Below are 13,315 nucleotides of genomic sequence, written 5' to 3'. Positions count from 1 at the left end.
GGGAATTCCGGGGAGACCCGGGGCCGCCTGGATGGCGGCCCCCTGAGGTCAGGCCTCGGAAGGTGTCTCGGCCGGAGCCTCGGGCTGCGCTTCGGCAGCCTCGCCCGCGGCCTCGGCGTCGGGGGTGGAACCCTGACGCCCCGCCTTGCGGGCGGCCTGGGCCTCGCGGGCCTCGGCCATGGCTTCGGTCTTCTTCTTGTGCGGGCCCAGAACCATGATCATGTTCCGGCCGTCCTGCTTCGGGTTGGACTCGATGAAGCCGAGTTCCTCCACGTCCGAAGCCAGACGCTGGAGCAGTCGGAAGCCCAGCTCAGGGCGGGACTGCTCACGACCACGGAACATGATCGTGATCTTGACCTTGTCGCCCTGCTTGAGGAACCGGACGACATGACCCTTCTTGGTGTCATAGTCGTGCGGGTCGATCTTCGGCCGGAGCTTCATCTCCTTGATGACCGTGTGCGCCTGGTTCTTGCGCGCCTCACGGGCCTTCATGGCCGACTCGTACTTGAACTTCCCGTAGTCCATGAGCTTGCACACGGGCGGACGGGCGGTCGCCGCCACCTCGACCAGGTCGAGGTCGTACTCCTGTGCGAGTTCCAGGGCCTTGGCAAGCGGAACAATCCCGACCTGCTCGCCGCTGGGACCGACAAGTCGCACCTCGGGAACGCGAATCCGGTCGTTGATGCGGGGCTCGGCGCTGATGGATCCTCCTCGGTAGCACCACGCGGCCGCCTGGCGGACAGCCACGTAACGTCTGTTTCGTGAGACCAACCGCACCAGTGCAATAAAAATGCCCCGGACGGGACACAGGCGGGGCTCCTGGAACAACCGGAACCACCGCGGTCAACCGCGGGGCGCATCGGGCGGTCCCATCGTCCGTACGGAACGATGGCCACCGCCTGACCGGATGACCCGCCGCCCTGAAGGACGGCCAGGTGGGAGATCGGAGCCTCCACTTGTGGGCCGGGCACATAGCTGCCCAGCCGGTCGTTACACAAGGTTAGCAGCTCCCCCGGGCGTACGCTAACCGGCTGCCCACCCAATCCGCTCCCGCGAGCGGGGCCGCATGGGCGTGGGCCTATCGTATGGCGCATGAGTGACGCGACCCCCACCAGTGATTCCCCCGGCTTCGACGACATGGCCCGCGACATCGCGGAGGTGCCCGCGGTCGAGGTGATCGTGACGGTCGCGGTCAACCTGATGAGCGCCGCCGCCGTGAAGCTCGGGCTGACCGAGGACGGCGAGGACCACAAGGACCTCGACGAGGCCCGCAAGCTGGTGCACGCGCTGGCCGGTCTGCTGGACGCCAGCACCACCGAGATCAGCTCCTTCCACGCGGCCCCGCTGCGGGACGGCCTGAAGTCGCTGCAGCTCGCGTTCCGCGAGGCGTCGCTGGTGCCGGACGAGCCCGGCCAGGGCCCCGGCGAGAAGTACACCGGCCCGGTCTTCGGCTGAGCCCGCCCCGCCGCTCCCTCCTGTCTCCGCGAACACCGAGAGCCTCCCGCCCATCCGGGCGGGGGGCTCTCTCTCGTGCTCAGCGGGTGAACAGGGGCTCGCCCGGCGCGGCGGCGTCGGCCGGCAGCAGTGCCAGGTCCAGTCCGCGCACCAGGCGGGCCCGCAGGACCTCGTCGGCCGCGAGCAGCTCCGCGACCCGGCGGGCCGCTCCGGCGGGGTCCGCGCCGGGGGCGAGGACGAGGGCGAGGGTGCCGTCGGCGCGGCCGGGGCCGAGGTGGGCCCGGAGCACCGCGGGCTCGGCGGCGACCGCGTTGCGCACCGCCGAGGTGACGGCCGGGTCGTCCAGCGGGTCGGCGCTGGTGCGGCCCTCGGCGAGGGCGAGCAGCGCGGGACCGGTCAGCTCGAAGGCGACCGGGCCGGCGAGATCGAGGACGACCGTGTCCGCCTTCTCGTGCGCGGCGGCCTGCAGCGCCTGGTGCAGAGGTACGGCGACGGGGCGTGCCTGCGGGTCCCAGAGAGCCAGCGAGGCCGTCGAGGTGAAGGCGGGCAGGGCCCGGCGGTCCCCCGCCTGGAGGGTGGGGACGGCCATGTCGCTGGCCTTCTCGCGACGCAGCCCGCCCGCCCCACCCTTGCCGGACGGTCCGCGGCTCCCCTCGTCGCCCTCCTCCACCTCCCCCAGTACCGCGACGACCGGGACCAGCAGCCGGGTGCCCCTGAGGGCTTCGAGTACCGGGCCGACGGCCGCGCGGTCCTCGGCCCAGGCGGCCAGCGCCTCGGTCAGTGCCGGGTCGGCCGTGCCGTCGTCGTCGGAGTATCCGGGGTCCGGAATGTTCTTCTGCGCCACAGGGCGAGCGTAGTGCCTGGGCTTTCCCGCCCCGCCGACAGGTCGGCATCGCCGGCCCCCGCGGGCCGGGTCCGTATCGTCGGTCCCCGCGACGAGGAGTGAGGAGCGGCCGGTGGATCTCGACGCGGCGCTGGCCTCGGCGGTGGAGCCGCTGCTGGCCGACAGGAGTGGGGCGAGGGTGTCGGCCGCCGCGCTGGACACCGGGAACGGGGCGCGGGCGGCCTGCGGGGGCGGCTGGTTCGACACCGCCAGCATCGTCAAGGTGGACATGGTCGCGGCGCTGCTGCTGATCGCCCAGGACGAGCGGCGCGCGCTCACCGCCGTCGAGCACGACCGTGCCACCGCCGTGATCGAGCGGAGCGACAACGCCTCCGCCACCGCGCTGCTGCGCGCCGTCGGCGGCCCGGAGGCGCTCGACGCGGCCCATGCGCGCCTGGGCCTGACCGGGACGAGGACGGCGCACGCGTGGGGGCTGACCCGGACCACGGCGGAGGACCAACTGGCCCTGCTGCGCTCCGTGTTCGGCATGGACTCTGAGCTGAGCGAGGACTCCCGCGCGTATCTGGGCGGGTTGATGGAGCGGGTCGGGGCCGGACAGCGGTGGGGTGTGTCGGCGGCGGGCCGCGACTGCGCCCTGAAGAACGGCTGGATGCCGCGGACGACGACCGGGCTCTGGGACATCAACAGCATCGGGCGGGTCCGGGCCGGCGCGCGCACCTGTCTGCTGGCGGTGCTCTCGGACGGGCACCGGACGAAGGAGTCGGGGATCGCACTGGTCGAAGCGGTGGCGAGGGCCGCGGTGGGAGTGCTCGGCGCCGCGCGGTAGCGGGTGCGGCGGTCAGCCCCGTGCGGTGGCCGGGCCGCGGCCCCTGCCGCGCCAGAGCACCACGGCCAGGGCCAGCAGCACCGCTCCGAGGCCGCCCGCGCCGGCGGCGAGCCAGCCCGCGGGACTGCTTTCGTGGCGCTCGGGGGTGGGGCCGGTACCGAAGTAGCGCTTCCGGTAACCGGTCTCGGCGGATTCGGCGCGCAGACCGGCGGGGCGGACGGCTGCTCCGGCCTCGATCGCCGCCGCGGGGTCGACGATCCCGTACCCCCGGGCGTCGTCGCGGCCGGACGCCGGGGCGCTGCGGGCGGTGTCCATGAGGAGCTTCTTGATCTGGGCGGGGGTCAGTCCCGGGTGCGCGGCGCGGACCAGCGCGACCGCGCCCGAGACGAACGCGGAGGCGGCGGAGGTGCCCCACTCCACGTAGTACTGGTGGTCGGGCGCGGCGACGACGATGTCGACCCCGGGGGCGCTGACGGTGGCGTACCAGCGGCGGGTGGAGAACGCGGCGTGGGTGCCGTACCGGTCGACGGCGGCGACCGCGATCACACCGGGGTAGGCGGCGGGGTACGAGATGTGGTCGCCCTTCTCGCCGCCGTTGCCGGCGGAGGCGACGACGACGGCGCCCTTCTTCAGCGCGTACTGGATGGCGGCGTCCTCGCCCGGTTCGGGGTGGGCGGACTTGCTGTCGTCGCCGAGGGAGAGGTTGATGACGTCGGCGCCGTGGTCGGCGGCCCAGCGGATGCCGTCGGCGAGGGCCGTGCCACGTGACTCCCGGGCCTTGGCGCGGGCGGGGTCGGAGGCTTCGAGGATGACCCGGACCGGGAGGATCTTCGCTTCGGGCGCGATGCCGAGCACTCCGTCGTCGCGCCCCGCTCCATGGCCGTGACCGGCGATGATGCCCGCCATGGCGGTGCCGTGCCGGGCCCAGGAACGGTCGCCGCGGCCGGCGCCGAAGCCGATCATGTCCTTGCCGGGCAGCACCTGGCCGGCCAGGTCGGGGAGGCTGCCGTCGACCCCGGTGTCGACGACGGCGACGGTGATCCCGCGGCCCTTGGTGGTCTGCCACGCCTTGGCGGTGTGGAGCGCCTGGAGGCCCCACTGCTGGTCCCGGATGGCGTCGGCCCCGGCCGGTGCCGCGGGCAGGAGCGCGAACGCGGTGGCGGCGCAGACCGCGCCCAGGGCGCGGTGGTGGCTGCGGCGGCTCATTCCGGCTTCTCCGTGAGGTCGGTGACGGACCGGCGCAGGCCGCGCTCGATCCGGTCGGCGATGCCCTTGGCCTCGTGGCCGAGCCCGGCCTGGGCGGCGGCCGTCGTGGCGTTCGCGGCCATGGCCCGGTCGGCGGGCTGCGGGTCGGCGACGGTGCGCCCGTCGGCGAAGCCGGACACGGCGAACACGACGACGGGCACCTCGGTCAGCACGTGGACCGTCCAGCTGGCGCGCTGCCGGTCGCCGAATCCGGCGGCGGCCGTGCCCTTGACGGGGTAGGTACGGGGCATCAGGTCGGTGCGCCGGCCGAGGTGCTGGCCGGTGAAGCGGGTGCTGAGCGCCTTCATCGCCGCGGCGTCGCCCTCGGTGAAGATCACCCCGACCGTGGTGACGCTGCTCGTGGTGGCGTCGGTGTAGGTGGCGCGGAGCAGGCGCTTGCAGCCGACCGGGCCGAGTGTCCTGAGCAGCAGCGGGTCCAGGGCCGTCCGGCAGCCGCCGTCCGGGGCGACGGCGATCCGGGTCCAGATCCGGTCGGCGCCGCCGGGGCCCGCTCCGTCGCCGTTCAGCGTGCGGGGGAAGAGGGTGTCCACGGGGACGCTGTGCCAGGCGGAGCGGCCCACCGTGTAGGCGCTGTGGGCGGCGGCGTCGGCCGAGGAGTCGCTGGTGAGCCAGGCGCCGGTGGCCGCGCCGCCGATCAGCCCGAGCCCGAGCACCACACAGACCGCCGCGGTCGCGGTCCTTGCGGGGTGACGGGTACGGATCGGGCGCAGCCGGGTGGTGGTCTCGGCGGGTGTTTCGGGATGGGGCGCGCGGTACTGCTGCGGGTGCCGGTAGGGGACGTGGGCCTGCCCGGCCGGTGGCGGGGCGGCTCCCGGGCGCGGGGTGAGGTCCACGGCGCCGACGGGCCGCCGACGGGTCGCCGCGGGTGGCTGCTCGGGGCGCGCCGGGGCGGGAGGCGGGGTGACGGCGGGCGCGGGGGCCGGGGGCACGGGGCGGAGCCGGGCCGTGGTCTCCACGGGCGGGTCGGGGGCCGCGGGCGGCGGTGTGTCCGGGCGCCCGGGAACGGGTTCACTCGCGGAGTCCGGCGCCAAGTCCCGTGCCGGGGGCGGGGTTGGCGGGGTCGTGGGGCGGGGCGGGACGGGAGAGCGCTGCGCCTCGGTACTCATCCGCCCCCCCTGGTCCCATTCCGTACCGTGCGCGGATCGACGTCACAGGCAGGCCCGTTGGTTGCCGCGTCCCGTCACTCTACGGGGTGGGACGCCCCCGGCGGGAGCCAGCCACCCCCGCCCTGGACGATCTGCGCGGATCGTCCCCCTACCCAGCGGTACGGACGTCTGGCAAGCTGCGGCCATGACTGCCCGTGCCGCTGACCGGACCCGTTACAACCGGGCCACCGCCCATCTGGACGCCCCGATCGCCATCGTCGATCTCGACGCGTTCGACGCCAATGCCGACGATCTCGTCCGCCGTGCGGCCGGAAAGCCGATACGGGTGGCGAGCAAGTCGGTGCGGTGCCGGGCGCTGCTGGAACGGGTGCTCGCGCGGCCCGGCTTCGCCGGGATCATGTCGTTCACACTGGCGGAGTCGCTGTGGCTGGCGCGGGCCGGGTTCGAGGACGTACTGCTGGCCTATCCGACGGCCGACCGGGCCGCCCTCGCGGAGCTGGCCGCCGATCCGAAACTGGCCGCCGCGGTGACCGTGATGGTCGACGACCACGCCCAGCTGGAGCTGATCGACGCGGCGCGGGCGGGTGGCAGCGAGGAGATCCGGGTCTGCCTGGAGCTGGACACCTCGTTCCAGCTGCTCGGCGGCCGGGTCCGGGTCGGCGCCCTGCGCTCCCCGCTGCGCTCCCCCGCCCAACTGGCGGAGCTGGCACGCTCGGTGGCGCGGCGGCCGGGTTTCCGGCTGGTGGGCCTGATGGCGTACGAGGGTCATGTCGCCGGGGTCGGGGACGCGATCGCGGGCCGGCCGCTGCGCTCCCGGGCGGTCCGGCTGATGCAGTCCGCGGCGCGGCGGGAACTGGCGGTGCGACGCGCCGAGGTGGTGCGCGCGGTACGGGCGGTGGCACCGGACCTGGAGTTCGTGAACGGCGGTGGCACGGGCAGCGTGCAGCACACCGCCGCCGAGCGCGCGGTGACCGAGATCGCGGCCGGGTCGGGGCTCTACGTACCGAGGCTGTTCGACAACTACACGTCGTTCTCGGCCCGTCCGGCGGCGCTGTTCGCCCATCCCGTGGTGCGCCGGCCGGGTGTGGGGGTGGTGACGGTCCTCGGCGGCGGCTATCCGGCGTCCGGCCCCGCGGGCGCCGACCGGCTGCCCGTCCCGTATCTGCCGGAGGGACTGCGCTACGACCCGCAGGAGGGGCCGGGCGAGGTGCAGACCCCGCTGCTCGGTGCCCCGGCCGATGATCTGCTGATCGGTGACAAGGTGTGGTTCCGGCACGCGAAGGCCGGTGAACTGTGCGAGCGCTTCGACGAGTTGCAGCTGATCGAGGGCGACCGGGTGACGGCGACCGTGTCGACGTACCGGGGCGAGGGCCGTACGTTCCTCTGAGGTCACCCGACGGGCTCCGGGCGGGGCGGCCCGGGTCAGGGCGCGATCGAGCTGCCCGCGCCACCGTTCGTCGCGCTGTCGCCGATCGGCCGGATCCCCTTGGTGATGGTGTCCATGAGCGAGAGCGGCGGTCCGTCGGGGCCCGCGTCGAAGGCGTAGCGCACGATGATCAGCGCTTCGCTGCCGATCGTGGACGGGAAGACGAGCGACTGCACGTAACCGCCGGGCCCCTTGGCCGTGCCGACGCGCCAGCGCACCTGGTAACCGGCGCGTCCGGCGACGCTCACGGACCCGGAGTCGAGCTGCTCGTGGGACGTGATGCCGCCGTGGATCCGGTCACCGACGATGTTCTTCTCGTAGGCGTTGTCGGCGGCGGTGGCGATGTCCTGCTCGGCGAGCTCCTCGGGGGAGGTGGCGTCGGTGGCGCTCGCGGTGCGGCTGGTGACCGTGGCGTGGTAGCAGAAGTCGGAGGAGCTGCCGGGGCAGTCGTAGGAGTCGACGGTGCGCATGGTGAGGACCTGTTCGACGGTCCTGCCGGGCTTCTCCCAGCCGTCGGGGATCGGCAGTGTGATGCCGTTGAGCTGGTCCACGAGGACCTTCGGGTCGTCCTCGGCCGTCGAGTCGCCGGGCGAGGGGGTGACCGTCGCGGTGGTGGTGGCCGGGGGTGCGGAGCCGCTCGGGCCGGCCTCGGGCCGCGTACCGCTGTCGTCCCTGCCCAGCAGGACGGCTCCGGTGACGGCGGCGCCGACGACGATCAGTCCGGCCAGGGCGAGCGCGACGACCCTGGTGCCGCTCCCGTCGGCGGTGGCGCCGTTGCGGGATGCGGTGGCGACCGGCGCGGGCGGGCCCAAGCCCTGGGGTGCCGGGGCGGCCGGGCGGATGTGCGCGGTCCACGCCGTGCCGTCCCACCAGCGTTCGGTGCCCGGTGCCGCGGCGTCCGGGTACCAGCCGGGCGGTGTCGCGTCGCTCATTCCCCCACTCTAGGGTTCGGTCAGCGGCCCGGACCCGGCGATCGGCGGTCTGTCCGGATCGTCCGCACAGCGGTGCCCGGTCCGCCGGGGGACGCTCCGTACCGGGCCGGCCAGAGGCCCTAAGGTGTGGGTGTCGACCATTGCCGGCCGACCGGTGACCGGGGAAGGGGAACGGGCGTGGCCGGGGAGAGCGAGTTCATCGACCGCCTGATGCCCGTGCTCCGACCGGTCCGGGCGGGGAACGGCTTCGAGGAGGCGCTGGAGCAGATCCTCCAGGTGATCAGGCTCGGGCTGGTGCCGGGCGGCGGGCGGCTGCCTGCCGAGCGCGACCTCTCCGAGCTGCTGGGGATCAGCCGGGTCACCCTGCGCGAGGTGCTGAAGGTCCTGCAGGACCAGGGGCTGGTGGAAAGCAGGCGCGGCCGGTACGGCGGCACGTTCGTGACTCTGCGCACCGACAGCCCCGGCGAGGACGAGCTGCGCCGGAGGGTGGCGTCCGTCGACATCGAGGACGTGCTGCGCTTCCGCGAGGTACTGGAGGCCGGGGCGGCCGAGCTGTGCGCCGCGCGGGGGCTCGGCGGCGAGGGCGCGGAGCGGCTGCGCGCCGCCCTGACGGCGACGCACGAGGCGCCGCTCCAGGACTACCGCAGGCGCGACACCCTGTTCCATCTGACCCTGGCCGAACTCTCCGGGTCCGCCTCGCTCACCACGCAGTACGCGGCCGTCCGGGCCACCCTGAACGACCTGCTCGACTGCATACCCCTGCTCGTACGGAACCTGGAGCATTCGCAGCACCAGCACACCAGCCTCGTCGAGGCGGTCCTCGACGGGGACGGGGAGGCCGCGCGCGCGGTGATGCGCGAGCACTGCGCCGGTACGGCCGCGCTGCTGCGCGGTTTCCTGACCTGAGCCCGGGACACACGCGAGGCTCAAAGGTCTGCTCCGTCACCATTGGCGCCTTGTGTCCGCGGGGCGGCCTCAAGGAGCGCCGTGACCGACTCTTCCCCGCAGCCAGCGGAGCGCCGCCGCGCCCTGGGCGTGCTGGAAGGCACGGAGCGTCGGCAGGCCGGGCGGGGCCGGCTTCAGCGAACCCGCTACGAAGTAGCCGGTCAGCGCGGCGAGTACGGCCGTGACTCCCGCCGGGTCGGCGTCCCGGCCCAGCGGGTGGGTGGAGAAGACGGTCTCCGGATCGGGGCCGCCCTGTGCCGCGACGCACGGCAGCATCATCAGCAGGTCGAACCAGGGCGCGGCCCTCAGGGCGTGGGGCCAGTCGACGAAGACCACCCGGTCGTCCGTGAGCAGGATGTTGTCGGCCCGCAGGTCGCTGTGGGCGAGGCATTCCCCGGCGGCCGGTTCCTCCCAGCCCGACTCCAGCTCCGCGAGCAGGCCGAGATTGCGGGCCGCCCACGGGTCGAGCCGGCCCGGGTCCCCCTCGGCCGACAGGGTCCGCCAGCCGGTGAACATCCTGGCCTTGCGGACGGCCACGGCGGGTGCGTCGAACGGTGCCGGGGTCAGGGCGGCGCCCAGCTCACCGACCGCCGCCAGGACCCGGTCCAGCTCGGCGGGTTCCCAGGGGACGCGGGGCTGGCGGCCGTCGATGTCCTGGAGCACGAGGGCGACCAGGGTGCCGTCGTCGTACGAACCGAGCAGCCGGGGCACGGGGGCGCCGGGCGGGAGCGCCGCGGTGTTCCGGGCCTCGGCGCGGTGCAGGTCCGGGCTGTCGGCGTTCGTCCCCGCGCTCACCGCCTTGACGAAGGCGCGCCGCCCGTCCGCGAGCCGGACGCGGGCGGCCACGCCCGGCGAGAACCCGCCGCTCTGGCTGCGCGCCTCGACGACACGGGCGCCGAGGATGTCCTCGACGGCGCTCCGGGCCGCGGCGGGGAGATCGGCCCAGTGGTGGCGGACGCCGGTGGCGGGTGGAGCGATCACATCCATCCGCGCATCCTTCACCACGAGCCCGGGCTCCCACCAGGGATTTTACGCGGGTGCAAGGGACTTCAAGGGCGCGCCCGGCCGTCCCGCGCGGTCAGTGACAGCAGGTCGCGGGCCGGTCCGGTCGGGCGGTGGCCGGCGGGCCAGACCGCGCGCAGCTGGCGTCGCAGGCGCACTCCGGCGACCGGGACCTTGATCAGGCGCCGCGAGGACAGCTCCTCGCCGAGCGCCAGTTCGCTCAGGACACACGGCCCGGCGCCGCTCTCCGCCGCTCCCTTCACCGCGGTCGTGGAGGAGAGTTCGAGCAGCGGCTGGGCGAGGCCGCCGTGCACGGCGAGGGCGGCGTCCAGGACCTGGCGGGTGCCGGAGCCGTACTCGCGCAGGATCAACGGGGCCGCGGCCAGTTCCTGCGGGGAGAGGGGGGTGAGGCGGTGGGCCCAGGCGTGGGACGGAGCGACCACGACGACGAGGCGGTCATGGGCGATGACCGTGCCGTCGAGCCCCTCCGGCACGGACAGGCCCTCCACGAACCCGAGGTCGGCCTCGCCGGCCAGCAGCCGGCCGGCGACCGCCGCCGAGTTCCCGGCGAGCAGCGAGACCGCCGTGTCCGGCCGTTCGGAGCGCAGCGCTATCAGCCAGCCGGGCAGCAGGTACTCGGCGATGGTCATGGAGGCGGCGACCCGCAGCCTGGAGTCGCGCCGGTCCCGCAGCGCCTGAGCGCCCGCGTCGAACGCCTCGGCGGCCTCGACGATCCTGCGCGCCCAGTCGGTGACCAGCGCGCCCGCGTCGGTGAGCCGGGAGCCGCGCGGTGAGCGGTCCAGCAGGGCCACGCCGAGCTGCCGTTCGATGGATCGGATGCGGCTGCTGGCGGCGGGCTGGGTGACGCCGGTCTCCCGGGCCGCGCGTCCCAGGCTGCCGTGCCGGGCGACGGCGAGCAGGAGTTCCAGCGCTCCGAGGTCGGGGACCCGATGGGAGAGGGGGACATGCGCTTCGCCGGTCATAAAGCCACCTTATGACCTCATAGATGCGGACTCCCTGGTGGGGCCAGGCCCCCGCCGAGAAAATCGTGGCATGGCCATCTTTCCGCAGACCCAGCAGTCCCCCGTCCCTCCACCCGCCGCCGAGCGGCTGCCTTCCCTGCGGTACCTCGGCCCCAACTGGTACGCCGCCGTCATGGGCACCTCGATCGTCGCGAGCGCGGGTGTCGCGCTGCCCGTGCACGTCCCTGGGCTGCGGGCGGCCTGCACGGTGGTGTGGGCGCTGGCCGCGGTGGCGCTCGTCGTGGTGCTGGCGGCCCGCACCGGGCACTGGGTCGCCCACCGCGACCAGGCCCGCAGCCATCTGCTCGACCCGGCCGTGGCCCCGTTCTACGGCTGTCTGTCGATGGCCCTGCTGGCCGTCGGCGGCTCGACGATGGTGGTCGGCCAGGATGTCGTCGGACACCGGGCCGCTCTCGCCCTGGACGTGGTGCTGTACACGGCGGGCACGCTGATCGGGCTGGCCGCCGCGGTCGCGATCCCGTATCTGATGGTCGTACGCCACCGGATCGAGCCCGGCACCGCGTCGCCGGTGTGGCTGCTGCCGGTGGTGGCGCCGATGGTCTCCGCGGCTCTCGGTCCGCTGCTGGTGCCGGAGCTGCCGGCCGGTCAGTGGCGGGAGGCGATGCTGCTGGTCTGCTACGCGATGTTCGGTCTGAGTCTGCTGGCCACGCTGGTGATGCTGCCGCTGATCTTCGCCCGGCTCGTCCACCAGGGGCCACTGCCGCTCGCGCTGACGCCCACGCTGTTCCTGGTCCTCGGCCCGCTGGGCCAGTCGACGACCGCGGTCAATCAGCTCGCCGATGTGGCGGAGGGTGCGATCGGGGCACCGTACGCCTCGGGGCTCGGGGTGTTCGCCGTGCTGTACGGGGTGCCGGTGATGGGGTTCGCGCTGCTGTGGCTGGCGCTGGCCGCCGCGCTGGTGGTGCGGGCCGCGCGCAACGGGATGACCTTCGCCATGACGTGGTGGGGCTTCACCTTCCCCGTCGGTACCTGTGTCACGGGCGCCGCCGGTCTGGCCCGGCACACCGGGCTCACCGCGTACACCTGGCTGGCCGTCGCGCTGTACGTGCTGCTGGTGGCGGCCTGGGCGGTGGTCGGGGTACGGACGCTGCGCGGGCTGTTCAGCGGAGCGCTGCTCGCAGCACCGAAGGCGCCCGCACCAGTGACGGCCCGTACCACGTGAGGTACCGCCCGTCGACGAGCGCGGCGGGCAGTGCGGGGAAGGCCTCGGGCCCGTCGTCCGCGGTGAAGCGGTAGGGCTCGTCGGGCAGCACCACCAGGTCGGCGCCCGCCGCGTTGAGCGCGTCGAGCGGGATACGGGGGTAGCGCTCGTCGTGGTCCGCGTAGACGTTCTCGACGCCGAGCCTGGCCAGCAGGTCCCCGGCGAAGGTGTCACGGCCCAGCACCATCCAGGGCCTGCGCCAGACCGGCACGATCGCACGGCGGGGCGCACGGGGCGGCGGCAGCGCGGCCCAGGCCGCCTCGGCCTCGTCCAGCCAGCGCGGCCTGGCCCGCCCGCAGACGGTGACCAGGACCCTGTCCAGCTCCTCGAAGGCCTGGTCCAGGGTGCGGATCTCCGTGACGAGCACCTCGGTCCCGGCGGCCCGGAGCGCCGCGAGGTCGCTCTCGCGGTTCTCCTCCTCGTTGGCGACGACGAGATCCGGCCGGAGCGCGAGCACTGCGGCCACGTCGGGATTCTTGGTCCCGCCGATCCGGGCGGCGGTCAGGCCGGCCGGGTGGGTGCACCAGTCGGTGACCCCGACCAGCAGTCCGGGCGCGGTCACCGCGACGGCCTCGGTGAGCGAGGGGACCAGGGAGACGACTCGCACGGCGGCCCCCGCTCAGCGGCGCGGGTCGTAGGTGGCGTCGATGTGCTCGGCGACCGCGACGACCAGCAGCCGCGTGCCGGGCACCGTGGCCCGCCAGCGGTGTCGCACCCCGCCGGACAGGAAGAGGGTGTCGCCCTGTTCCAGCCGGTACGCCTGCCCCTCGGCCTCCACTTCGGCGGCGCCCTGCGCCACGTACATCACCTCGTCGTTGCGGTGCTGGAACTCTTGCCGGAGGTCGAGCTCCCCGGTGAACTCCAGGGCGCTGAGCTGATGTCGTCCGCGCACCACCCTGCGTACCCCGTCGCCCTCGCCCGCGCGCACCACGTCGACGGCGCGCGCCGAGTCCGCGGCGGCGCGCAGCCGTGCCGTGGTGGTCTCCAGGGCTTCGGCGACCCGGTCCAGGGACCGGGCGCTGGGCCTGGCCCGCTCGTTCTCGATCTGGCTGAGGAACGGTACGGACAGACCACTGCGGCCGGCGACCGCGGCCAGCGTGAGTCCCAGGGTTCTGCGCCTTCGGCGGACCGCGGCGCCCACGCGGAGTGCTTCCTTCTCGTCCATGTCCGGCTCCCTCCCGACTCGTCATCCTTCCGGCTGCCAGCACATTACGCATACGGTTGCGCAAGGTCGGCCGGATGGTGAACGTCCGGAAACCCGGAAAGGGC

At 74.2% G+C, this 13,315-nt stretch carries 14 protein-coding genes; 5 read left to right on the top strand and 9 right to left on the bottom strand.

Annotated elements, in window-relative coordinates:
• Window positions 1-48: 48 nt before the first annotated feature.
• On the bottom strand, window positions 49-747 hold the full coding sequence (infC, locus tag ACWCPY_RS12295; RefSeq protein ID WP_266736011.1) for a translation initiation factor IF-3: 699 nt from the start codon (window positions 745-747) through the stop codon (window positions 49-51).
• A gap of 345 nt (window positions 748-1,092) precedes the next feature.
• Between infC and ACWCPY_RS12290 the strand changes: the two genes are divergently transcribed.
• Window positions 1,093-1,455: a DUF1844 domain-containing protein gene (locus ACWCPY_RS12290; protein WP_072484438.1), complete on the top strand. Its 363-nt coding sequence runs from the start codon at window positions 1,093-1,095 to the stop codon at window positions 1,453-1,455.
• A gap of 79 nt (window positions 1,456-1,534) precedes the next feature.
• Here the strand turns inward: ACWCPY_RS12290 and ACWCPY_RS12285 are convergent, their stop codons facing one another.
• The gene (locus tag ACWCPY_RS12285; RefSeq protein ID WP_451264235.1) at window positions 1,535-2,299 is read right to left on the bottom strand and encodes an SseB family protein; all 765 of its coding nucleotides are present in this window, start codon (window positions 2,297-2,299) and stop codon (window positions 1,535-1,537) included.
• A gap of 112 nt (window positions 2,300-2,411) precedes the next feature.
• Here ACWCPY_RS12285 and ACWCPY_RS12280 point away from each other — a divergent pair, with 112 nt between their 5' ends.
• Window positions 2,412-3,125, top strand: a complete 714-nt coding sequence (locus tag ACWCPY_RS12280; protein WP_451264234.1) for a serine hydrolase — start codon at window positions 2,412-2,414, stop codon at window positions 3,123-3,125.
• Window positions 3,126-3,137: 12 nt separating this feature from the next.
• Here the strand turns inward: ACWCPY_RS12280 and mycP are convergent, their stop codons facing one another.
• Both mycP and ACWCPY_RS12270 read right to left on the bottom strand, forming a co-directional pair.
• Window positions 3,138-4,331, bottom strand: coding sequence for a type VII secretion-associated serine protease mycosin (gene mycP, locus ACWCPY_RS12275; protein ID WP_451264233.1), 1,194 nt, complete (start codon window positions 4,329-4,331; stop codon window positions 3,138-3,140).
• On the bottom strand, window positions 4,328-5,224 hold the full coding sequence (locus ACWCPY_RS12270; RefSeq protein ID WP_451264360.1) for a hypothetical protein: 897 nt from the start codon (window positions 5,222-5,224) through the stop codon (window positions 4,328-4,330). The genes mycP and ACWCPY_RS12270 overlap by 4 nt, the downstream gene beginning before the upstream one ends.
• Window positions 5,225-5,681: 457 nt before the next feature.
• Here ACWCPY_RS12270 and ACWCPY_RS12265 point away from each other — a divergent pair, with 457 nt between their 5' ends.
• Window positions 5,682-6,884 (top strand): amino acid deaminase/aldolase, encoded by a 1,203-nt coding sequence (locus ACWCPY_RS12265; RefSeq protein ID WP_451264232.1) that lies wholly within the window; start codon window positions 5,682-5,684, stop codon window positions 6,882-6,884.
• 35 nt (window positions 6,885-6,919) lie between these two features.
• Here ACWCPY_RS12265 and ACWCPY_RS12260 read toward each other — a convergent pair whose 3' ends face one another.
• The gene (locus ACWCPY_RS12260) at window positions 6,920-7,855 is read right to left on the bottom strand and encodes a DUF2510 domain-containing protein (RefSeq protein WP_451264231.1); all 936 of its coding nucleotides are present in this window, start codon (window positions 7,853-7,855) and stop codon (window positions 6,920-6,922) included.
• Window positions 7,856-8,065: 210 nt separating this feature from the next.
• Here ACWCPY_RS12260 and ACWCPY_RS12255 point away from each other — a divergent pair, with 210 nt between their 5' ends.
• Window positions 8,066-8,761 (top strand): FadR/GntR family transcriptional regulator, encoded by a 696-nt coding sequence (locus ACWCPY_RS12255; protein WP_451264359.1) that lies wholly within the window; start codon window positions 8,066-8,068, stop codon window positions 8,759-8,761.
• Window positions 8,762-8,830: 69 nt separating this feature from the next.
• Here the strand turns inward: ACWCPY_RS12255 and ACWCPY_RS12250 are convergent, their stop codons facing one another.
• Both ACWCPY_RS12250 and ACWCPY_RS12245 read right to left on the bottom strand, forming a co-directional pair.
• Window positions 8,831-9,787: an aminoglycoside phosphotransferase family protein gene (locus tag ACWCPY_RS12250; protein WP_451264230.1), complete on the bottom strand. Its 957-nt coding sequence runs from the start codon at window positions 9,785-9,787 to the stop codon at window positions 8,831-8,833.
• A 62-nt stretch (window positions 9,788-9,849) separates the two neighbouring features.
• Window positions 9,850-10,785 (bottom strand): LysR family transcriptional regulator, encoded by a 936-nt coding sequence (locus ACWCPY_RS12245; protein WP_451264229.1) that lies wholly within the window; start codon window positions 10,783-10,785, stop codon window positions 9,850-9,852.
• 70 nt (window positions 10,786-10,855) lie between these two features.
• Here ACWCPY_RS12245 and ACWCPY_RS12240 point away from each other — a divergent pair, with 70 nt between their 5' ends.
• Window positions 10,856-12,007 carry a TDT family transporter gene (locus ACWCPY_RS12240; RefSeq protein WP_451264228.1) on the top strand — a complete coding sequence of 384 codons (1,152 nt, stop codon included), beginning with the start codon at window positions 10,856-10,858 and terminating at the stop codon, window positions 12,005-12,007.
• Here ACWCPY_RS12240 and ACWCPY_RS12235 read toward each other — a convergent pair.
• Together ACWCPY_RS12235 and ACWCPY_RS12230 are read right to left on the bottom strand one after the other, a co-directional pair.
• Window positions 11,946-12,653, bottom strand: coding sequence for a helical backbone metal receptor (locus tag ACWCPY_RS12235; protein ID WP_451264227.1), 708 nt, complete (start codon window positions 12,651-12,653; stop codon window positions 11,946-11,948). The two genes, ACWCPY_RS12240 and ACWCPY_RS12235, sit on opposite strands and share 62 nt — an antisense overlap.
• A gap of 12 nt (window positions 12,654-12,665) precedes the next feature.
• A complete protein-coding gene (locus ACWCPY_RS12230) occupies window positions 12,666-13,211 on the bottom strand; it encodes a helix-turn-helix domain-containing protein (RefSeq protein ID WP_451264226.1) in 546 nt (181 codons plus the stop codon).
• Window positions 13,212-13,315 lie beyond the last annotated feature (104 nt).

Source organism: Streptomyces sp. NPDC002403, assembly GCF_053593015.1.
Note: the sequence above shows the minus strand (reverse complement) of the source record. Positions and strands in the feature narration are given on the sequence as shown.